Annotated in this window: 21 protein-coding genes; 1 reads left to right on the top strand and 20 read right to left on the bottom strand. The window is 38.8% G+C overall.

The features are described 5' to 3' along the window. Positions 1-5: 5 nt before the first annotated feature. From ACFXN8_RS17300 to ACFXN8_RS17315, 4 genes are all read right to left on the bottom strand, one after another. Complete coding sequence (locus tag ACFXN8_RS17300; RefSeq protein WP_376069274.1) at positions 6-1,043, bottom strand: aspartate-semialdehyde dehydrogenase; 1,038 nt, start codon at positions 1,041-1,043, stop codon at positions 6-8. An 82-nt stretch (positions 1,044-1,125) separates the two neighbouring features. Beyond that, positions 1,126-1,716: a dipicolinate synthase subunit B gene (locus tag ACFXN8_RS17305; protein WP_376069271.1), complete on the bottom strand. Its 591-nt coding sequence runs from the start codon at positions 1,714-1,716 to the stop codon at positions 1,126-1,128. After that, a complete protein-coding gene (locus ACFXN8_RS17310) occupies positions 1,710-2,489 on the bottom strand; it encodes a dipicolinate synthase (RefSeq protein ID WP_386846799.1) in 780 nt (259 codons plus the stop codon). The genes ACFXN8_RS17305 and ACFXN8_RS17310 overlap by 7 nt, the downstream gene beginning before the upstream one ends. Positions 2,490-2,498: 9 nt before the next feature. After that, positions 2,499-2,762: a YlmC/YmxH family sporulation protein gene (locus ACFXN8_RS17315; protein ID WP_376069266.1), complete on the bottom strand. Its 264-nt coding sequence runs from the start codon at positions 2,760-2,762 to the stop codon at positions 2,499-2,501. Between the two features lie 602 nt (positions 2,763-3,364). Between ACFXN8_RS17315 and ACFXN8_RS17320 the strand changes: the two genes are divergently transcribed. After that, positions 3,365-3,505 (top strand): hypothetical protein, encoded by a 141-nt coding sequence (locus tag ACFXN8_RS17320; protein ID WP_386846801.1) that lies wholly within the window; start codon positions 3,365-3,367, stop codon positions 3,503-3,505. A gap of 678 nt (positions 3,506-4,183) precedes the next feature. Here ACFXN8_RS17320 and ACFXN8_RS17325 read toward each other — a convergent pair. The 16 genes from ACFXN8_RS17325 to rimP all read right to left on the bottom strand — a co-directional run bounded on the left by ACFXN8_RS17325 (position 4,184) and on the right by rimP (position 19,862). Further along, positions 4,184-4,678: a HugZ family pyridoxamine 5'-phosphate oxidase gene (locus ACFXN8_RS17325; protein WP_386846803.1), complete on the bottom strand. Its 495-nt coding sequence runs from the start codon at positions 4,676-4,678 to the stop codon at positions 4,184-4,186. An 11-nt stretch (positions 4,679-4,689) separates the two neighbouring features. Then, a complete protein-coding gene (locus tag ACFXN8_RS17330) occupies positions 4,690-5,472 on the bottom strand; it encodes an ABC transporter ATP-binding protein (protein ID WP_386846805.1) in 783 nt (260 codons plus the stop codon). Beyond that, complete coding sequence (locus ACFXN8_RS17335) at positions 5,472-6,464, bottom strand: FecCD family ABC transporter permease (RefSeq protein WP_386846807.1); 993 nt, start codon at positions 6,462-6,464, stop codon at positions 5,472-5,474. The genes ACFXN8_RS17330 and ACFXN8_RS17335 overlap by 1 nt, the downstream gene beginning before the upstream one ends. Positions 6,465-6,479: 15 nt before the next feature. After that, entirely contained in the window at positions 6,480-7,475 is a 996-nt protein-coding gene (locus tag ACFXN8_RS17340; protein WP_386846809.1) for an ABC transporter substrate-binding protein, read from the bottom strand. A 233-nt stretch (positions 7,476-7,708) separates the two neighbouring features. Next, positions 7,709-8,932, bottom strand: coding sequence for a M16 family metallopeptidase (locus ACFXN8_RS17345; protein WP_386846811.1), 1,224 nt, complete (start codon positions 8,930-8,932; stop codon positions 7,709-7,711). A gap of 479 nt (positions 8,933-9,411) precedes the next feature. Then, a complete protein-coding gene (gene pnp / locus ACFXN8_RS17350) occupies positions 9,412-11,526 on the bottom strand; it encodes a polyribonucleotide nucleotidyltransferase (RefSeq protein ID WP_386846813.1) in 2,115 nt (704 codons plus the stop codon). Between the two features lie 278 nt (positions 11,527-11,804). Next, positions 11,805-12,074, bottom strand: a complete 270-nt coding sequence (gene rpsO / locus ACFXN8_RS17355; RefSeq protein WP_376069241.1) for a 30S ribosomal protein S15 — start codon at positions 12,072-12,074, stop codon at positions 11,805-11,807. Positions 12,075-12,442: 368 nt separating this feature from the next. Then, positions 12,443-13,399, bottom strand: a complete 957-nt coding sequence (gene ribF, locus ACFXN8_RS17360) for a riboflavin biosynthesis protein RibF (protein ID WP_376069236.1) — start codon at positions 13,397-13,399, stop codon at positions 12,443-12,445. Between the two features lie 13 nt (positions 13,400-13,412). After that, complete coding sequence (truB, locus tag ACFXN8_RS17365; RefSeq protein ID WP_386846816.1) at positions 13,413-14,324, bottom strand: tRNA pseudouridine(55) synthase TruB; 912 nt, start codon at positions 14,322-14,324, stop codon at positions 13,413-13,415. Between the two features lie 137 nt (positions 14,325-14,461). After that, positions 14,462-14,803, bottom strand: coding sequence for a 30S ribosome-binding factor RbfA (gene rbfA, locus ACFXN8_RS17370; protein ID WP_376069230.1), 342 nt, complete (start codon positions 14,801-14,803; stop codon positions 14,462-14,464). Between the two features lie 102 nt (positions 14,804-14,905). Next, a complete protein-coding gene (locus ACFXN8_RS17375) occupies positions 14,906-15,184 on the bottom strand; it encodes a DUF503 domain-containing protein (protein ID WP_004225006.1) in 279 nt (92 codons plus the stop codon). Next, a complete protein-coding gene (gene infB, locus ACFXN8_RS17380; RefSeq protein WP_386846819.1) occupies positions 15,184-17,436 on the bottom strand; it encodes a translation initiation factor IF-2 in 2,253 nt (750 codons plus the stop codon). Before infB ends, ACFXN8_RS17375 begins: the two co-directional genes overlap by 1 nt. Before the next feature lie 14 nt (positions 17,437-17,450). After that, positions 17,451-17,759 (bottom strand): YlxQ family RNA-binding protein, encoded by a 309-nt coding sequence (locus tag ACFXN8_RS17385; RefSeq protein WP_053483263.1) that lies wholly within the window; start codon positions 17,757-17,759, stop codon positions 17,451-17,453. Beyond that, complete coding sequence (gene rnpM / locus ACFXN8_RS17390) at positions 17,756-18,034, bottom strand: RNase P modulator RnpM (RefSeq protein WP_376069225.1); 279 nt, start codon at positions 18,032-18,034, stop codon at positions 17,756-17,758. The genes ACFXN8_RS17385 and rnpM overlap by 4 nt, the downstream gene beginning before the upstream one ends. Before the next feature lie 186 nt (positions 18,035-18,220). Next, complete coding sequence (nusA, locus tag ACFXN8_RS17395; RefSeq protein ID WP_376069222.1) at positions 18,221-19,360, bottom strand: transcription termination factor NusA; 1,140 nt, start codon at positions 19,358-19,360, stop codon at positions 18,221-18,223. Positions 19,361-19,391: 31 nt separating this feature from the next. Continuing rightward, entirely contained in the window at positions 19,392-19,862 is a 471-nt protein-coding gene (gene rimP / locus ACFXN8_RS17400) for a ribosome maturation factor RimP (RefSeq protein ID WP_376069220.1), read from the bottom strand. Between the last annotated feature and the right edge of the window lie 839 nt (positions 19,863-20,701).

Genomic DNA, 20,701 nt, shown 5'->3' on the forward strand with positions numbered 1-20,701 from the left:
CCCTCTTATAGTAAGTTATCCTCTAGCATTGCTTCAGCAATTTGAATAGAGTTTAATGCAGCGCCTTTCAAAAGATTGTCAGAAACGATCCATAAGTGGAATCCTTTTTTATTGTCTAAATCTTGACGAATACGACCTACAAAAGTAGCATCTTCCCCTACTGCATAGATAGGCATTGGGTAAGTTTGTGTTGCGATATCATCTTGTAATACTACACCAGGCGCATTGCGTAATACTTCAAAAATCTCCTGTACCGTTGCTTCTTTTTCTACTTCAAGATAAACCGATTCGGAGTGTCCTGAAACGACTGGCACGCGAACACAAGTTGCAGCTACTTTTAGCTCTGGTGCATGCATAATTTTCTTCGTTTCATTAATCATTTTCATTTCTTCGTATGTAAAGCCATTGTCTGTAAATTTATCGATTTGTGGAATGACATTACGAGCGATTGGATAATGACGTTTGTCGCTACCAGAAGGTAAAATATTTGCTTCTACATCCTTACCTGCATCCCAATTTTCACTTTGTGCCTTTAATTCCTGAATAGCAGAAATACCTGCACCTGAAACAGCTTGATATGTTGATACAATAATTTTTGTTAAGCCAAATGCATGACGAATAGGTTCAAGTGCAGCCATCATTTGAATCGTAGAGCAGTTTGGATTCGCAATAATCCCTTTATGCTTAGCAAGGTCACCACGATTTACTTCAGGAACAACTAGTGGTACCTCTGGATCCATGCGGAAATGGCTCGTGTTATCGATAACTACTGCACCGCGTTTTGCCGCTTCTGGCGCCAGCACCGCTGATACCGAACCACCAGCTGAGAATAAAGCGACATTGACGCCTTCAAAAGCTTCAGGTGTCGCTTCTTCAATTGTATATGTCTTACCATTAAATTCGATTGGTTTCCCTGCTGAACGTGCCGAAGCTAAAAACTTAATATCCCCGATTGGAAAATTTCGTTTAATTAGCTGTTCCATCATTTTTGTGCCTACTGCCCCTGTTGCTCCAACTACCGCAACTGTTAACTGCTTTGTCATCTGTCATCTCTCCTTGAATGCAAGTTACATAATGTGTGCTATTGTATCACAAAAATACTGAAAATTGTGTGTAATTCATGAATTATTTAAAATATTGTACCAACAGTGGCTGTAATTGCTTTCTCTCCGTAATCGCTTCATGAACAGTCGCGACCATTTGATCAAAATCAGCAATCAAAGAATTGGGTTTTGAATGTGGTGAGTCCTGCCCGAATGGAATAAAATAAATGTCTTTAGCATTTAGCAGCCTCATTATATTCATACCATTTAAGCCAAGAGCATCATTTGTTGATATGCCTAGAACAACAGGCGAACCGTTACGCAATGTTGCCTTCGCAGCCATCAATACCGGACTATCCGTTGCTGCATTTGCAAATTTACTAATACTATTCCCTGTCATCGGCGCTATAACCATCGCATCCAATGGATTGGATGGTCCAAATGGTTCTGCCTCTTTAATAGAAGAAACAACCTTTTCTCCAGTTAATTCCTCTATTTTTGCAATCCACTCCTCCCCAGTACCAAAACGCGTAGCCGCATGTAAAACGGAGTGTGTAATTATTGGAATAACTGTTGCTCCTACATCTATAAAGTTTTGGATTTTAGGTACTACTTCCTCATACGTACAGTGAGAGGCTGTAATACCTAAACCAATTCGTTTCCCCGTTAGCAATCTTCTTCCTCCTCTATTGCCTTGCACAATATTGTCGCTGCATCATGTGCAAAGTATTTCCCAGGTAATGATGGCAATAGCACGTACGTTTGTAATTGTTCAGCGTCTATATCTAAACAGCCAGGCTCTGAAGCCAGATCATATAGTACAGCTGGGACATGTTCTTGGAAGGACTCAGTAATCCACTTAGCTGGAATCGTATTGATAAAAATTCCATCATTAATTGTCCATTTGCGGTCATCTAAATCCGTAGCTTTATAACCATATGCTTTTGCTTCACTCACTTGTACAACTGAACGCGCTACTATATGGACATTAGCGCCCATCTTGACGAGTAAAGAAGCGAGCATTTTGGCTGTGCGCCCAAATCCTGCGATCGTAAAGTTTTGTCCGTAAATACATTTTTGCTCGAGTCCGTAAAACGTGGCGATAAATCCCTCAGCCGTTAATCTTGCATTTTGCCATATAAATGATTCTTGTTGTAAATAGCAATTTGTTTCATTTTTCTCAAGCAATTGCTTCCAATGCATAGTTAAACGCCCTGTATAAAACTTAACTTGAGATATCCCATAAAGCTGTTCCACTTCAATTTTTAGTGGAAGAATAGGAAGAATAATTCTATTTGGTTGGAATTCTAATACAAGCTTATTTAACTCTTCATTCCAAACTGATGTTCTTTTATAAAATACCGTTCTCGATGGGCTTCTTAGCATGGTAGCTAATTCCTTTAACCTTAGATCCTCACCGATAACAAGCCATTTTTCATTTTCCAAAAGCTCACCTCACTGTAAAAAGTCTGACTGCACTGTCGTTGTTTTGTTAAATAAAATCCGATCTTCACCAATTAGTATAATTTCATGCCAAGGTATCATTTCACTAATTTTCACTTTCTTTTTTTGGAATGGCAATTTATCTTTAACAATCTCAAAACCATGAATCTTTCCTGTTTGCACATCTAATAGACATTCCGTATGTGCCAATATGCCAAAGTGTACGCCACCCTCAACTTGAATTAACTCTTTATCCACCATCTCTGATAATAGCATCCCTCATCTCCCTCCTTGAACCGTTACCCCAATATATGCTGAGTTTTCGCAATTCGTGACCCTTACCCAAAGTAGGAAATGTGCATTTACCCGCATATCTGTAAATAATGTATATATACGGATGTGTGAGGTGCGGAATTTGTGCATATCCATGTAAGCAACGCCAGTGATAAACCCATTTATGCAGCTTAAGGAAGCGATACTAGCCAATAAATTACAGGCAGGAGACGCACTACCATCTATTCGTGCACTTGCAAAGGATTTAACTTCTTTCAGCAAGTGTTTTGTGTAGCGAAAGCAAAGCGTCAGCTACAAGTGTTTTGTGTAGCGAAAGCAAAGCGTCAGCTACAAGTGTTTTGTGTAGCGAAAGCAAAGCGTCAGCTACAAATGTCTTTTGTAACGCAAGCGAAGCGTCAGTTACAGAAGTCATCACCTCTATAGGTGATGAGATGAATACGGTTTTAAGTCACTTTTCAGTGGGTGTCCAAACATCCACTGAAATAGAGCGAGGTGGATTTATCTACAGAACGAAATCAAGATTTTCTACGTCAGGAATTATTACGTCAATATCAGGAGCTACTTTCATTTTGGAGGAGGACAACATGCTCAACTTACTAAAAAAAGAATATGTGGAAATTTCGCTATTCAGCAAAGATGTTGTCGAACATAGATTATCGATAAAAAACGACATCGGTGTGGTTTTTGACGATTTACATATGTCTAAAAAGCTTAATGCGACGTAGCTCGACATATTTATGAAAAAGTATCAAAAATGTGGAATTCATGCTATTATTTCGAACGATTTGCTTCCTGAGGGGGAGAAGAGAAGAGAAAAGAATTACCCTGAGGAATGAGGATGAAGTTGTCCATCGCATTAGCATTGTCGTGGCCATCCAAAATGGTTAATTTTAAATGATCAACGAGTAGTCTAGATCCTATAATTCGTGATGTTAAACATTTATGTAGGATGCAACACATAACAAGCGGTTTAGAAAAGATTGCTGAATATATATTACATTCATTTATAATGAGGAAATTTTATTTAGTGAAGGTAAAGACGTACTGCTCTACGAGTACGGAATATTTAAAGACAATAAAGAGGAAGTAAGTGCAATACCAGAACATACCATTATAAGAAAACGCAATGGAAACTTTGTTATAGAAGCCTTAATTCTAAAAAATGAAGTACAGCCTTCAATAGAAGATGTCATGCTATTCAATGTGAAAGGTAGTATTTGAACATTGCTGGTCTTATCTTAAAAGATTTAATGTCGATTCAACGTCAAATAAAAACATAGACCTTCGTGCTGGAACAAAGCATTTGGGATGCAAATACTTTCCCAATTTCAAAAGGGGACATTATATTTAGCATGAGAGGTTTTTAAAGAATAGAAAAAATTAGGTTGCCGAAAAAGGGCAACCTATTTTTTATCAATTACTACATGGACTAACATATCATTCGCTATATCAATTGTAAATGCCTTACCGAAGCCTACCACGTAGCGCCCTTCCAATGGTGTGAGCTCAAATAGCGAGAAATCAAGTGTACGTAACAGCTCCATCATTTTAGCATTATGCAATTTATTGAAGGCTGCAAATACGTCCTCATATCCTTCATTCCCTAAATGTTTTGGTTTACATTGCCAACGTGCTCGTTCTGCTGCAAATGGATTTGGTGTTACTGCCTCATCTGCCACGCAAAGTACATCTACAAGTTGAGCTTGCTCCATGAGTTGAAAATGCTCTGCGATACGACTAATATAGACGTAAAATTTACCATTCACACGCACAAATGGAGTAGTGCTACTAAAAGGTTTCCCTTCACCATCCACTAGACTTAACACACAGCTTTTTTTTTCTTGAATAAATGTTTCATAGCCTTGCTTTACTTGCTCAATATCAATTTCTTTTTGCATCCTATTTCCTCCTACGCCTTGACAGTACTTTTTAATTGAATCCGTGGAGCACTATCCCATGATACATATTGGATTTCTGCATCCATTCGGTATATATGCTGAATCATCTGTTCGGTCATTACCTCTTCAGGTGTGCCAACTTGGGCGCGGTGACCATCTTTTACAACTACGATTTTATCACTATAGCTAGATGCTTGATTTAAATCATGGAGCACCATCACAACCGTCATACCCATTTCATAATTTAGCTCTCTCACTAATTCTAGAACTTCATGCTGGTGTGCGATATCTAAGTATGTCGTTGGTTCATCCAATAATAAAATTTGCGGTCGCTGCGCTAAAGCCATTGCTATCCAAGCTCGCTGTGCTTCACCTCCCGATAAAGCTGCAATAGGTTTTTCTCTGTAATGTGTGAGATGTGTTTTCTCTAGAGCCCAATCAATAATAGCCTCATCCTCTGCATTTAAGCGCTCAAACCACTTTTTATGTGGATATCGACCATATGCCACTAGGTTTTTAACAGATATATCAGTTGGAGCCTGATTTTTTTGACTCAACATGCACATTTTTCTTGCTATGTCTTTGGACGAGAGTCGACGTATATTTTCGCCATCAAAGATAATTGTTCCTTCATTATAAGGCTGCATACGTGCAATAGCCTTTAAAATAGTAGATTTTCCAGAACCATTGGGTCCGATAATGGATAGCACCTCACCTTTTGCAACTTCAAAAGAAAAATTATGGACAACTTCCTTTTGTTCATAGCGGACAGATAGCTGTTCAATTTTTAACATTAAAACGCCTTCTTTCGCATTAAATATAAGAAGTAAGGCCCACCAATGACAGACATTAGAATACCCGCTGGAATATCGAGTGGCGCAAACAATGTTCGTCCACCAGTATCAGCAATAAGTAACACAATAGCCCCCATTGCCATACTCATGGGTAGTAGATATTTATAATCTGTGCCTACAAGCATTCGAGCCATATGCGGTACGATTAAGCCAATAAAGCCAATCATTCCGACTGCAGCTACCGAGATAGCCGCTAAAAATACTGCTAAAATAGATAACATAATACGAATACGAGTTACATTTTCCCCTAAATTTACTGCCACTTGATCTCCTAAACGTATAATATTTGCCTTGCGTATTGCAAAGATGGACACGATCCAACCTATTATTGCGTGAAAATAAATCATTTGCAGTGATGCATTTCCCTTGGTTGCTAAACTACCATTCATCCATTGCACTGCTGATGGTAGTCGATCACTATAAAGAATCGATAAAAATCCAATAACTCCACCACACAGTGCATTCACTGCAACTCCTGACAAAATAATAGTAATCGGAGTAATGCCTGTTCGTCGCCAGGCAAGTGCATAAATTATAGTTGCAGCAATTAAACCACCAATAAAGGCTGCGGCTGGGATTAGATGAGTGAATTCTGGATTTGCTAATAGAATGATTAAAACAAATGCTGCTGCTCCACTCGTAACACCTGTCAATCCTGGATCAGCTAATGGATTTCCCATTACTGCCTGCAATAATGCACCAGAGATCGCAATATTAGCACCTATTATAAGCGCTAGTAAAACACGTGGAAGACGAATATCCCAAATAATTGTAGTATATATGCCATCACTATCACGACCATTGACAATTGTTGTTAAAATATCTGGGATTGTAATATGTACACTCCCTAGCCCTATCGCAACGATAGCTGCTAACATTGTTAGCACAAAGGTCATGATAATAATGATGTGACTTCTTCTTGTACTTATCATAGGTTTACCTCATTGTTATTTATAGAAATTATCTGCGATTGTCGTAAGTGCTGTCTCAACATTAGAAATGGATGTTACACCGAACGTACTATAATCAAGCATGTGAATCTTGTCATTTTTATAAGCTGAGAGTTGTTTCCACGCACTATTTTTCTCAATCTCTTGTTTGAATTTATCTTCGTTTGCTCCATGGTCGCCTGATGCTAATACGAAAATAATATCTGGATCAGCAACAACAATGTCCTCTAGATTCATTGCTGAATAAGTTGATTCTGCTTTTAACACTGATTTAGCGATATTATCCGCGCCTAAACGCTCAACTAAACTACCTAGATAAGACTTTTCATTCATAACCATAAAGGAATCAGATGTTCCGATAACAAGCATGACAGATGGAAGTTTCTTTCCTTGTGCTTTTGTTTCAAGTTCCTTTTCCTTTGTAACAATATTTTGTAGTACTTTATTCATTTCTTCTTCTTTTCCAAAATATGTACCAAGTACCTTGAAGCTCAATTTCAAGTCATCATATGAATCTGTCGGTAGATAGGCTGTTGGTAAATTCATTCCCTGAAGTGCTTGATCCAGTGAACTTTGTAGAGAAGAAGCCCCAATTATTAAGTCAGTTTGTAAACTTGAAATAATTTCTAAATCAGGTGCCATAGGTGACCCAATTCGTGTAATAGCATCGAAATCTGCTGGAATCGGATTTGTCGATGTTGGAACGCCTACAGGTGTAATATCAAAGAGATGTAGCATCTCTGTTAAAGGAACCGATGTAGTAACGATTTTTTCAGGAACTTTTGCTGGTAAACTAGCTAGTGCTTTTTGAAATGCCTCCTCATTTACACCATCTTCAAATTTCCCCTCTTGTACTTTTGTTGATTCTGATATTTCCTGTTGCTGTGATATCCTGTCTTTTTGTGTCTCCTTATTTTCCTCTTTTTCTTGTTGTGAGCATCCAAATAATGTAAGTGATAATGCTAGAAGCCCTATACCTAACCAATTTTTCATACTAATACTTGCCTCCAATTTAATTGATAATGATTTTCAATATCAATTATACTATCAAACTTTATTGATAATATCAACTTCTAATTGATAATGAGCATTTTCAACTAAAAAAGGAGAACCTCGAAAGCTATCGAGATCTCCTATTATGAAAAAACGATGTCAGTGATAAACATAAGATTTTTCAATTAAAAAAGGAGCACAAACTATAGCAATAGTTTTGTGCTCCTTGTATTTTAAGCTTCCGGGCCAATAATTGAAATAGCTGGCTCAGCTTTCAAGATTTTTGCTATTAAGCGATCAATCGAGTCTATTGATACGGCATCGATGGACGCTAATACTTCGTCTACAGAACGATGTCTGCGATGCACTAACTCACTTGTACCGTTGCGATTCATACGAGCGCCTGTCCCCTCTAGACCGAGTACAAAACTACCCTTCAGCTGCTCCTTCGCATTCATAAGTTCTTCCTCAGTCACGCCACCTGCTACGACATCAAGTAATGTCGCATCAATTGTATGTTGAAGCTGTGATAATTGCTGACGACTTGTACTACCATAAATCGTAAATGCGCCAACATCTGCATAACAGGATTGGTAAGAAAATATTGAATAGGCTAAACCACGTTCTTCGCGTACTTCTTGGAACAGACGAGAGCTCATATTACCACCAATAATATTATTAAGTGCAATAAAGCTATACATATCTGGATCTTTTACACCAATTGCTGGATAAGAAATGGCTAAATGCGCTTGCTCCGTATCGCGAGTTTTTGAAATCTCTCCTGGATAAAAATGAGGATTCATTAGCACAGGCTCAACCACAAGTGGAGATGGCTGATATTGGCCAAATAAATCTTCAATTGTTTGTATAAGCTTTGTAGAGATATTTCCCGCTATTGAAATAACAACTGATTCTGGACCATAATGTTTAGCCATATAGTTACGTATCATATCTGCTGTAAATGTTTTTAAAGTAGTCGCAGTTCCTAGTATTGGACGACCCAGTGCATCGTTTGGATACATGACTTCCCATAGCTTTTCATGAACATCGTCATCAGGTGCGTCTTCACTCATTAGTATTTCCTCTAGTACAACTTGTCTTTCCTTCTCTAACTCTTCCTCTGCAAACGTAGAATTAAAGAACATATCCGCTAATATTGCAACTGCAAGCTCAGCATGATGGTCTAAAACCTTTGCATAATAACAAGTGTTTTCCTTGGATGTAAAAGCATTTAACTCTCCACCAATACGGTCAAATTCTTCTGCAATTTGGCGAGCTGTTCGAGTTTTTGTCCCTTTAAAAAGCATATGTTCGATAAAATGCGTAATCCCATTTTCCTCAGATAGCTCATAACGAGATCCTGCATTAACAAAAATGCCTAGCGCAACGGATCTTACATGATCGATTTGCTCAGACACAATACGCACACCATTCTGACATGTATGTACTTGTACCAAAAAATCTCCCCCAATTTATCTCTGGTTCTATATCAAAGGCATAATGTGGGATCATCACCAAAACGTGTGGTTGATTTCCGTTCCGACTGGGCGCTTTGTAGCTGCCGCTTTGCTTTCGCTACAGAAAACATTTGCCGCTGACGCTTCGCTTTCGCGCAGAGCAGAGCTTCCTGGGGGCGTCCGATGAGCCGCTTCACTCGCGATGCTCGCTCCAGGGTCTCGGGCCAACACGATGTTGGTCACGAAGGCGTTATCACAGGATGTGATGGTTTTAGCCTTCGTTCCTCTATCGCTAATCCCCAACCATTCTCCACTCCAATCAACTTATTTACATAGTATACGTTTTACTAAAAGTCATCCACGACTTTTATGATGAACCATAATGTGAAGCTTCCCCCAAAATATCCCTTATTGAACCAAATTCCTTATACTTGATTTAAAAAAGGCTGCGCATTATACGCAGCCTTTTCTACAATTTATTATTTATCTTGCTCAGCGCGTTCTTTTTCCTCTTGGATCACTACTTTACGAGATAAATTCACACGACCTTGCTTGTCAATTTCAATAACTTTTACAAGTAATTGATCGCCAAGTTTTAAGACATCTTCAACTTGTTTTGTACGTTCCTCTTGAATTTCAGAGATGTGAAGTAAACCATCTTTACCTGGGAATATTTCACAGAACGCACCGAATTTTTCAATACGTTTAACTGTTGATAAGTAATACTCGCCAACTTTTGCTTCACGTACGATGTCTTCGATAATTTGTTTTGCACGAGCGTTCATTTCTTCATCTGCAGAAGAGATGTAAATTGTACCATCTTGCTCTGTATCAATTTTTACGCCAGTTTCTTCAATAATTTTGTTAATTTGTTTACCACCAGGTCCGATGACATCGCGAATTTTATCAGGATTAATCTTCACGATCACAATTTTCGGTGCAAATTTAGATAATTTTTCACGTGGGTCTGCAAGAGTAGCAAGCATTGATTCTAAAATGTGCATACGACCAATTTTAGCTTGTGTTAATGCTTCTTCTAAAATATTGCGTGATAAACCATCAATTTTAATGTCCATTTGAAGTGCTGTTACACCTTTAGCTGTACCTGCAACTTTAAAGTCCATATCTCCAAGGTGGTCTTCCATACCTTGAATATCAGTTAAAATAGAGTAGTGTTCTCCTTTTTTAATAAGACCCATTGCAATACCTGCTACAGGAGCCTTTAATGGAACACCAGCATCCATCATCGCTAACGTTGAAGCACAGATAGAAGCTTGAGATGTAGAACCGTTTGATTCAAGTACTTCCGATACACAACGGATTGTATATGGGAATACAGATTCATCTGGAATAACCGCATCAAGAGCACGTTCTCCTAATGCACCATGACCGATTTCACGACGACCTGGTCCACGAATTGGGCCAGTTTCCCCTACAGAGAATTGTGGGAAGTTATAGTGATGCATAAAGCGTTTTGATTCTTCTACACCTAAACCGTCGATAATTTGTACATCCCCAAGTGCACCTAATGTACAAATAGAAAGGGCCTGTGTTTGTCCACGCGTAAATAATGCTGAACCATGAGTACGTTGCAATAAGCCTGTTTCAGAAGAAAGTGGACGGATTTCGTCTAACTTACGACCATCTGGACGAACTTTATCTTCTGTGATCTGACGACGTACTTCGTCTTTAACCATTTTATCTAGAATTGTATGAACTTGCTTCATTGTTACTTCATCAGCTTCTTGCTCTTCATAAGAAGCAATAACACGATCTTTTACTGCTTTAATAGCCTCATCACGTGCATGTTTTTCAGCTGTTTGAATAGCATCATGCATGTCAGTCTCACAAGTTGCTTTTATATCTGCTTGAATCGCTTCATCAATTTCAAATAATGTTACAGGTAATTTTTCTTTTCCTACTTCTGCAACGATTTGCTCTTGGAGAGCAATAATTTTTTTGATTTCTTCATGACCGAACATAATAGCTTCTAGCATTATTTCTTCCGGTACTTCTAGTGCACCTGCTTCAACCATGTTGATAGCATCCTTGTTACCTGCTACAGATAAATGGACTGTTGATTGATTAGATTGTTCCACTGTTGGGTTCACGATAAATTTACCGTCGATATATCCAACTTGTACACCTGCAATCGGTCCGCCGAATGGAATATCTGAAATAGCTAACGCTAATGATGAACCAACCATTGCAGCCATTTCAGACGTGCAATCTGGATCGTTAGACATGACCATCGAAATCGCTTGTACTTCATTACGGAAACCGTCTGGGAACATCGGACGAATCGGACGGTCGATTAAACGGCTTGCTAGTATTGCTTTTTCAGACGGACGGCCTTCACGTTTAATAAAGCCACCAGGAATTTTACCTGCTGCGTATAAACGTTCTTCATAGTTTACTGTTAATGGGAAGAAATCAAGTGGTTTCGGTGATTTTGACATTGTTGCTGTTGAAAGTACTGATGTATCACCATAGCGTACTAATACGGCCCCATTTGCTTGTTTTGCTAACTGTCCAACTTCGATTACTAGTGGACGGCCAGCCCATTCATAGGAATAGACTTTCTTTTCGTTCATTCAATGAACCCCTCTCTATTATAAAAACACTTACTTCGTCTGTATGTACTAATAGTAAGTGTACCAAAAATGCTTGTTCTATGCTAAATATTTCATTAAATAATCATACATTTAAATTCAGTTATTGCCAATTTATTTAGGATTTATTTCTATACTTGATTGAAACGATGTTTTTTTGCTTGAAATTCATGTCATATATGCTTTTTTTCTCAATCCGTCTTCTTAATGTTTATAAACATAAAGAAAAAGCGGGATTAATCCCGCTTTTCGATCGACAATTAGCGACGTAAGCCTAAACGAGTGATTAGTTCACGGTAACGTTGTACGTCAGTTTCACGAAGATATTTTAATAGGTGACGACGACGACCTACCATTTTAAGAAGACCACGCTCAGAGTGGAAATCTTTTTTGTGTGTACGTAAGTGAGCATTTAGAGCGTTAATTTCCTCTGTTAATACTGCAACTTGTACTTCTGGAGAACCAGTGTCACTTTCGTGAGTACGGTACTCAGCAATTAGTTCGTTTTTACGTTCTTTTGAAATAGCCATTTGTATGGACCTCCTAAATAATTGTTAATCCCCATTAGCACAGTAAACGTTGGAGTCATCGATATACCGAGCTAAGGTTAAGCATATTATGCACTTATGAATGTTACCATAAATCAAAAGGTCTAGCAAGTGTTAACGTAAGCGCCTATTCATAGGCTAAAGCAGATTTAAGCTCATCTCCATAACGTGGGGTTGATTTCCGTTCCGACTGAGCGCTTTGTCGCTGACGCTTCGCTTTCGCGCAGATAAAACATTTGTCGCTGACGCTTCGCTTTCGCACAGAGCAAAGCTTCCTGGGGGCGTCCGATGAGCCGCTGATCCCCAAGGAGTCGCCCAGTCTCCACTCCAATCAACTCATGGTGTACGCTTTAACCTTTGGTAATAGTTGCAAAATATTTAATTGCTTCCTGTTTATCATTTTGGATTTGTGCTTTCAAAGCTTCGATCCCATCGAATTTTCGTTCACTTCTTATACGTTTATACCAAGCGACATGCACTTCTTCACCGTAGATATTTTTTTCGAAGTTTAATATATGGACTTCGATGGATAATTGCTTGTCATTTGGATCTTTAAATGTTGGTTTATAGCCTACATTACATACACCATCATACCAGTTATTTTGTACAAGTAATCGAACCGCATACACACCGCTTGCTGGAATATAAGTCCCCTCTAACGCTTGGACATTAGCAGTTGGGAAACCTATTGTGCGTCCTCTTTTATCACCATGTACAACGATACCCGTAATTTCAAATGGTCGTCCTAGGAGCAATCTTGCTGCTTCCATATCTCCCTCTTGCAATAGCTTTCGGATACGTGTAGAGCTAATTTTTTCGATATCGTCAGTTTTCTTTTCAACAACCGTTACGCCGTAATCTCCATTACTCAATGCACGCATATCTTCCATTTTACCTTTACCGAATGCACCAAAAGAATAGTCAAAGCCAGCTGTAACATGTTGAATATTCAACCCACGAATAAATGTATCAATAAATGCATCAGGTGAAAGCTTTGCAAAATCAGATGTGAAATGGACAACAAATGCTGTATCAACACCTTGTTCTTCAAAAAGTTGCAATTTTTGCTGTAATAACGTTATATAAAATACTTTTTCGTTACGTCCGCCAAGCACTAAAGAAGGATGTGGATCGAATGTCATAACAGCCGTTGGAATTTGACGTTTGTCTCCTTCTTCCTTCGCTGCCTTAATTACTTCCTGATGCCCTCTATGTACACCATCAAAAAAACCAAGTGCCAATGAATATGCTTGCATGCTTTCTCGTTGCTGTAGCTGGTGTGGGTATTTTAAATGAATGACCTCCATACAAAAAATCCTCCTACTCTATCGTCGGAAACATCTTATGTGGCTTCATAAACCCTTCCTTTGTAGGATGGGCTTGATAGACCGCAATTGCTTTCCCATTGATTCCAAAAACAATTTTATCATGTATCTTTAATAATGCATCTGCGGGAAGCACTTGTCCATTGAAAATTTCTTTTTCATTAGCAGAAGTTATTTCAATAAATGGATAATCTGTTAATGCATACTCAACTGGTAAAATGCATGTATCAATTTGTTCAGCTTCCATCAGTTCAGCAACTTGTGCCAACGTAAAGCAATTCTCTTGCGTAAATGTACCTGAGGCTGTACGTACGAGCTCTTTCATATGTGCTGGATAGCCAAGTGCCGCTCCGATTTGCACAGCTAGTGTTCGAATATACGTCCCTTTACTACACTCTATACGTACTGGGAATGTAATTTCTTCCCCTTCATATATTTCTACATCATCTAGTAGTTCTAATGCATAAATAGTAACTTGTCGTGTAGGTCTTTCGACAATTTCGCCTTTTCGGGCATATTCATAGAGACGTTTACCATTTACTTTGACAGCTGAAAACATCGGTGGCGTTTGTTGAATCACACCTGTTAGCGAAGCTAAAACTTCTTGTAATTGAGTACGTGTGAACTTTTTATTCATACTATTTTGCTCAACCGTCTCTCCTTCTGCATCTTCAGTTGTCGTTGTACGACCAATTGAAATAACGGCTTCATAGGTTTTTCCTGCATCCGTTAAATATTCTGCGATGCGTGTTGCTTGACCGATACAAATCGGGAGAACTCCCTCAACACCTGGATCAAGTGTGCCTGTATGTCCAACTTTTTTGGTGCGTAAAATTTTTCGTAATTTAAAGACGCAATCATGACTTGTCATGCCGCGTTCCTTCCAAAGCGGTAAAATACCGTTCATACATTTCCTCCTAAAATCAATTCATTTTTAGCCTATTTTAATTGTCCGTTACTTTTTAAATGCCTTGTTATTTTTCAAATCAATATAAAAAGCCTGCCTGCATGAACATGCATATGGCAGACTTTTTTAAGTTAAGCTTATTCTTCGTGTAAACCACGTAGCAATGTATCAATACGGTTCCCATATTCAATAGATGAATCGAATTCAAAAATTAGTTCTGGTGTACGACGTAAACGGATTCGTGAACCGATTTCTGAGCGAATGAAACCAGCAGCCTTTAATAAAGCTTTTAGTGTTTCCTCTTTTTCACGTTCATTGCCTAGAGTTGTAATATAAATTGTCGCTTGCTGTAAATCACCTGTCACCTCAACACCAGTAACAGTAACGAAACCAACACGCGGATCTTTTATTTTACGTCCAATAATATCACCAAGCTCTTTTTTCATTTGCTCAGCGACACGGTTTGAGCGTAGAGACATAGTTTGTCACCTCAATTTCGATGTACAGAAAGTTGTGTCCTCACTTGCACCTATATTTACATGCAAGGGTGGTAAACCATACAACACAACTTCTAATGTTACTTATAAATAGTCTCGCCACACATTTAGCTGTTCCCAAGATGGATTTGACTGTAAGTAGTGAAGCGCGTGATTAATCTCACGCTCGGCTGCTTCTTTTGAAGAAGAAACAGCAACAAGCGCTAATTTCGTGCGTTGCCATACATTTTGATGGTCAATTTCCGCAATGGATACATTAAATTTTTGTTTCGTGCGGGTAATCATACGCTGTAAGACAGCACGTTTTTCCTTCAACGAATGGGCAGTTTGAATAATAAATTCAACCTCTGCATAAACAATCATTAAGCACGTTTAACTTCTTCCATAATATAGGCTTCAATAATGTCGCCTTCTTTAATATCGTTGAAGTTTGTAATTGTAATACCACATTCGTAACCTCTGGCAACTTCTTTTACTTCATCTTTGAAACGTTTAAGTGTATCTAATTCACCTTCAAAAATTACTACGTTATCGCGAATCACACGTACGCCTGAATCACGAGTTACTTTACCTTCTGTTACGTATGAACCAGCAATTGTACCAACTTTTGATACTTTAATTGTTTGTCGAACTTCTGCTTGACCAATAATTTTTTCTTCGAATTCTGGATCAAGCATACCTTTCATTGCTTGTTCAATTTCTTCGATTACTTTATAGATAATGCGGTGTAGACGAATATCTACGCCCTCTTCTTCTGCTGCACGTTTTGCATTGACATCTGGACGAACGTTGAAGCCGATAACAATTGCATTTGAAGCCGCAGCAAGAGAAATATCTGATTCTGTAATCGCTCCAGCACCAGTGTGAATAATTTTCACGTTTACGCCTTCAACATCAATTTTCATTAATGATGCAGCCATAGCTTCTACAGTACCTTGAACGTCAGCCTTAACAATTAAGTTAAGCTCTTTCATTTCGCCTTGACTCATTTGTTCGAATAAGTTATCAAGCGTTACGCGTTGTTTTTCTGAACGTTGTGCTTGAATCGCTGACATTGCACGAGTTTCTCCAACTTGACGTGCTGTTTTTTCGTCTTCAAAGACAACGAAACGGTCGCCAGCTTGTGGTACATCATTTAAACCTGTGATTTCTACTGGCGTTGATGGTCCAGCTTCTTTCCCACGACGGCCTTTGTCATTCACCATAGCACGTACACGACCATAAGTATGGCCAACAACAATTGGGTCCCCAACTTTTAATGTTCCATCTTGTACTAAAAGCGTTGCTACAGAGCCTCGACCTTTATCTAGCTGTGCTTCAATTACTGTACCAAGTGCTAAGCGATTAGGGTTCGCTTTTAGTTCCCCAACTTCAGCGACAAGTAAAATCATTTCAAGTAATGTGTCAATGCCTTCGCCTTTTAATGCAGAGATTGGTACGAAAATAGTTTCGCCGCCCCAAGCTTCAGGAACTAGGCCATGCTCTGTTAACTCTTGCATCACACGGTCTGGATTAGCTGAAGGTTTATCCATCTTGTTAACTGCAACAATAATTGGTACTTCTGCTGCTTTTGCGTGGTTAATTGCTTCTACTGTTTGTGGCATAACGCCATCATCCGCAGCTACCACTAAAATCGTTAAGTCCGTTATTTTCGCACCGCGCGCGCGCATAGTTGTAAACGCAGCGTGTCCTGGTGTATCAAGGAAAGTAATTTTTTTGTCGCCTTCAGTTACTTGATACGCACCGATATGCTGAGTGATACCTCCAGCCTCTCCAGCGGTAACTTTAGTATTACGAATAGAGTCTAACAATGTAGTTTTACCATGGTCAACGTGTCCCATAATTGTCACTACAGGAGGACGTTCTGATAAGTTCTCCTCGTTAACTTCTTCTGTTTGTTCGAAGTGTGTTTCTAAATCCGTAATATCTACACGAATTTCTTCTTCAACTTCTACACCATAGTCTGCGCAAATTAATTCAATTGCATCCTTATCTAATTCTTGGTTAATTGTTGCCATTACACCAAGCATAAATAATTTTTTAATAACTTCTGATGGTTCACGGTGTAATTTTTTAGCTAATTCTGCTACAGAAAGTGATTCAACAAAAGTAATTTTTTCTGGTAATTCCTTTTGTTTCATTGGCTGACTTGGTTGGTGTGTTTTTGGATGGCGACGTTTTCCGCCATGGATTCCTGGTCTTGGACGTTGGTTGTAACCTCCGCCACCTCTGCGATTATTATTATTATTATTATTGTTATTATTTGTCATATTTCGATTTTGACTACCTTTTGTATTCTTAGATTTTTCGTTAGACGAATTTGAGTTTTGACGCGTTTGTTGCTGATTACTTGTTTTAGGCTTAGAAGTAGCAGATTGTTGCTTTTGCCCTTCTTGCTTTTTTACCGGTTGCTGTTGTTTTTGCGATACATTTTGAGTAGGTTGCTTCACATCTTTAATATTTTTAAATGTTTGGTTTAACTTTGTCACTATGTCTTTTTCTAACATTGACATATGATTTGTTACGCTCACATTTAATTTATTTAGTGCTTCAATAACCTCTTTACTCGTTTTATTCACTTGTTTCGCATATTCATGAACTCTGATTTTGGTCATCTGCTCACCCCCGATTATTTTTCGTTGAGTAGACTAGACAATTTGCTTGCAAAACCTTTATCGGTAATAGCTAAAGCCACTCGGGCCTCTTTACCTGTAGCATGTCCTAGATCATAACGATCACCAATTACATGATACTCAACGTTGTAGTACGTGCATTTATCTTGAATTTTTTTGCTAGAGTTTTTAGAAGCATCGTTTGCAAGCAGTACTAGCTTAGCATTACCATTGCGAACTTCCTTTACTACTAACTCTTCCCCTGAAATGACTTTACGGGCTCTTGCCGCTATTCCAAGCAAATTATGCACTGCTTGATTGATCATAGTATAGACTCCCTACGAATCAACAATATAAGTTCATCGTAGATTTCTTCAGGGATTTTCACATCAAGTTGATGCCCTAAAACATTTTTCTTTCGGGCGATTTCAATCGCTTCCTCCGATTTAGAGACATAGGCACCACGTCCAGGTTTTTTCCCGGAGACATCTACACTTACCTCGCCCTCTTTCGAACGAACGACACGAATCATTTCTTTCTTTTGTAGCATTTCTCCAGTAGCTACACATTTTCGAAGAGGTACTTTTTTATTAATAGCCATAAGAATCACCTTTCCTCTCTGAAGCTTGTCGTAAGAGGTGGACTAGCCATGCACTACATTGGTTATATACTTGCATTTTAATTTATTACCGTAATATTTTCCATTGTAGGCTCTGCCATTATTCAGTCGGCGCAGCCCAACGCCTACTGAATAATGGTAGTTAACCAGTCACACGGGCTTTCTTACTTATTCTTCGTCGTCTTGATATAAGTCAACTGCCACATCATCAAAATCACTTTCTTCATCCTCAGCAGGTATGAAAGTGCTTGTAGCAGATGGATAAATACCTAACTCACGAGCATCTGTTTCACTCTTAATATCAATTTTCCAGCCAGTTAGCTTGGCAGCTAAACGAGCATTTTGACCACGTTTACCAATTGCTAGTGATAATTGATAGTCTGGAACAACAACTGTAGTAGATTTTTCTTCTTCATTTACTTGAACATCTAAAACCTTTGATGGGCTGAGAGCATTTGCTACAAACACAACTGGATCTTCTGACCATTCAACGATATCGATTTTTTCGCCGTTCAATTCATTTACAATTGTTTGCACACGAGCGCCTTTTGCCCCTACACATGAACCTACTGGATCTACCTCTTCGTTATGTGCATAAACAGAGATCTTAGAACGGTCCCCTGCTTCACGAGCGATTGATTTAATTTCTACGATACCTTCGTAGATTTCAGGTACTTCCATTTCAAATAAGCGGCGTAATAAACCAGGATGTGTACGTGAAACAATTACTTGTGGTCCGCGTGTTGTACGTTCAACTTTTGTAATATAGACCTTAATGCGATCGTGTGGATGATATGTTTCACCTTGAATTTGTTCGTTTTGTGGTAATGCAGCCTCTACTTTTCCTAAACCTACGTAAATATTACGAGCATCTAGACGCTCAACTACACCAGTTACGATATCATCTTCACGGTCCACATATTGCTCGTAAATTAGGCCACGTTCTGCTTCGCGCACACGTTGTGTAACAACTTGTTTCGCTGTCTGTGCAGCAATACGACCAAAGTTTCGAGGTGTCACTTCCTGCTCCACGATATCTTCTAATTGATATGCAGGGTTGATTGCCTTGGCATCTTCTACAGAGATTTGTAAGCGTTCATCTTCTACTTCTTCAACAACATCTTTACGTGAAAAGACACGAATAGAGCCCTTATCTAAATTTAAGTCCACACGAACATTTTGTGCTTGATTGAAGTTGCGTTTGTAAGCTGTAACTAATGCCGCTTCTATTGCTTCAATTAACACATCTCTTGAAATTCCTTTTTGTTCTTCTAGCGCATTTAGCGCATCTAACAAATCACTACTCATTTTTGTTTTCACTCCTAAATATGCAATATGCTTAAAAATCGATGGCAAGTCGTGCCAATGCGATTTTTTCTTGTTCAATCGTTATTGTAATTTTACGCGTTTTAATGCGTACTTCCATCACTAATGTATGTTCATCATATGACGTTAAGTAGCCTTGGAATTCCTTCATGTCCTTGATGGACTCATAGGTTTTAACATAAATAAATTTGCCAATCGCTTTTTCAAAATCAGTATCTTTTTTTAATGGACGTTCTGCTCCAGGTGAAGAAACTTCTAAATAATAGTTTTGTGTAATTGGATCATTTTCATCCAATAGCAAACTTAGTCGTTCACTAACTTGAGCACATTGTTCAATGTCAATTCCACCCTCAGGTGTATCCACATAAACACGTAAAAACCAGTTACGTCCTTCTTTTACGAACTCGACATCTACAAGCTCAAGATTCAACTCTTCAACAATCGGTTTAGCGAGCTCTTCAATTAAAGATGGTACTTTGCTCATTGTTTCCTCCTGTATCTATCAAAATCTGGCGTAATAAAACAGAAATTCCACCAGTAGCTTTGGTGAAATTTAACGGTCTTACCTGCTGTTAGTCAAAATTTGTTTTGCTACGGTATAACAACAGAAAAGAGCGGGAAGGTCCCACTCTTTTGCTGGAAAAATATCAACAAATTATTACCATAAGGATAGCATAGTTTACAGCACAATGCAAATTTCCTTTTTCTAGACATCTAATCTATTATGAATCGGCATAATTACGTCCGGAATCGGCTTTGGGCTTAGGCCTGCAGATGTTTTTTGCGCGAAAGCGCAGCGACAGCAGCAGATGTTTTTTATGCGAAAGCGCAGTGCTAACGTAGCGACAGCAACAACATGAGGGCCGACACGATGTCGGTCATTTCGGTAATGCCACAGGACGTGGCGTTTTTACCGATACAGGTCAGTCTCACCACCGATAGAGGCGGGAGACTTCTGACGCTTCGCTTTCGCTACAGAAAACATTTCTTGAAAGAAGTTATAGATAGCCCTAATTGTGTCTGGAAATTGAGATTTGTGCTTTATTTTTATGCTCATCATCATAACGTGGGGTTGATTTCCGTTCCGACTGGGCGCTTTCCCAGAGTCGCCCAGGATTACCTTTAATCAACTATATACATGGTATACATTTTAACAAATTGTCATCCCCAACTTTATAAGCCTTAATTTGAACATAATGCAGAGAAGTTATTCCTGACTACTCCCACTGCTAAAGCAGTGGGGTTCTTATGTACTTAAGAGAAGCGTTACAAAGCTCTCCACAGATGGTGTTGCCATGTCCTGTGTACAACATCTTTGATTTA

Source organism: Lysinibacillus sp. NPDC059133, assembly GCF_042755925.1.
In the GTDB taxonomy this organism is placed as follows: domain Bacteria; phylum Bacillota; class Bacilli; order Bacillales_A; family Planococcaceae; genus Lysinibacillus.

What these genes read in the sequence shown, in the direction of transcription:
- ACFXN8_RS17300 (WP_376069274.1), bottom strand. Translation starts at nt 1,043, where the DNA reads ATGACAAAGCAGTTAACAGTTGCGGTAGTTGGAGCAACAGGGGCAGTA.
- ACFXN8_RS17315 (WP_376069266.1), bottom strand. Translation starts at nt 2,762, where the DNA reads ATGCTATTATCAGAGATGGTGGATAAAGAGTTAATTCAAGTTGAGGGT.
- ACFXN8_RS17320 (WP_386846801.1), top strand. Translation starts at nt 3,365, where the DNA reads ATGCTCAACTTACTAAAAAAAGAATATGTGGAAATTTCGCTATTCAGC.
- ACFXN8_RS17325 (WP_386846803.1), bottom strand. Translation starts at nt 4,678, where the DNA reads ATGCAAAAAGAAATTGATATTGAGCAAGTAAAGCAAGGCTATGAAACA.
- ACFXN8_RS17330 (WP_386846805.1), bottom strand. Translation starts at nt 5,472, where the DNA reads ATGTTAAAAATTGAACAGCTATCTGTCCGCTATGAACAAAAGGAAGTT.
- ACFXN8_RS17335 (WP_386846807.1), bottom strand. Translation starts at nt 6,464, where the DNA reads ATGATAAGTACAAGAAGAAGTCACATCATTATTATCATGACCTTTGTG.
- ACFXN8_RS17340 (WP_386846809.1), bottom strand. Translation starts at nt 7,475, where the DNA reads ATGAAAAATTGGTTAGGTATAGGGCTTCTAGCATTATCACTTACATTA.
- pnp (WP_386846813.1), bottom strand. Translation starts at nt 11,526, where the DNA reads ATGAACGAAAAGAAAGTCTATTCCTATGAATGGGCTGGCCGTCCACTA.
- rpsO (WP_376069241.1), bottom strand. Translation starts at nt 12,074, where the DNA reads ATGGCTATTTCAAAAGAACGTAAAAACGAACTAATTGCTGAGTACCGT.
- ribF (WP_376069236.1), bottom strand. Translation starts at nt 13,399, where the DNA reads ATGGAGGTCATTCATTTAAAATACCCACACCAGCTACAGCAACGAGAA.
- truB (WP_386846816.1), bottom strand. Translation starts at nt 14,324, where the DNA reads ATGAACGGTATTTTACCGCTTTGGAAGGAACGCGGCATGACAAGTCAT.
- rbfA (WP_376069230.1), bottom strand. Translation starts at nt 14,803, where the DNA reads ATGTCTCTACGCTCAAACCGTGTCGCTGAGCAAATGAAAAAAGAGCTT.
- ACFXN8_RS17375 (WP_004225006.1), bottom strand. Translation starts at nt 15,184, where the DNA reads ATGATTGTTTATGCAGAGGTTGAATTTATTATTCAAACTGCCCATTCG.
- infB (WP_386846819.1), bottom strand. Translation starts at nt 17,436, where the DNA reads ATGACCAAAATCAGAGTTCATGAATATGCGAAACAAGTGAATAAAACG.
- ACFXN8_RS17385 (WP_053483263.1), bottom strand. Translation starts at nt 17,759, where the DNA reads ATGATCAATCAAGCAGTGCATAATTTGCTTGGAATAGCGGCAAGAGCC.
- rnpM (WP_376069225.1), bottom strand. Translation starts at nt 18,034, where the DNA reads ATGGCTATTAATAAAAAAGTACCTCTTCGAAAATGTGTAGCTACTGGA.
- nusA (WP_376069222.1), bottom strand. Translation starts at nt 19,360, where the DNA reads ATGAGTAGTGATTTGTTAGATGCGCTAAATGCGCTAGAAGAACAAAAA.
- rimP (WP_376069220.1), bottom strand. Translation starts at nt 19,862, where the DNA reads ATGAGCAAAGTACCATCTTTAATTGAAGAGCTCGCTAAACCGATTGTT.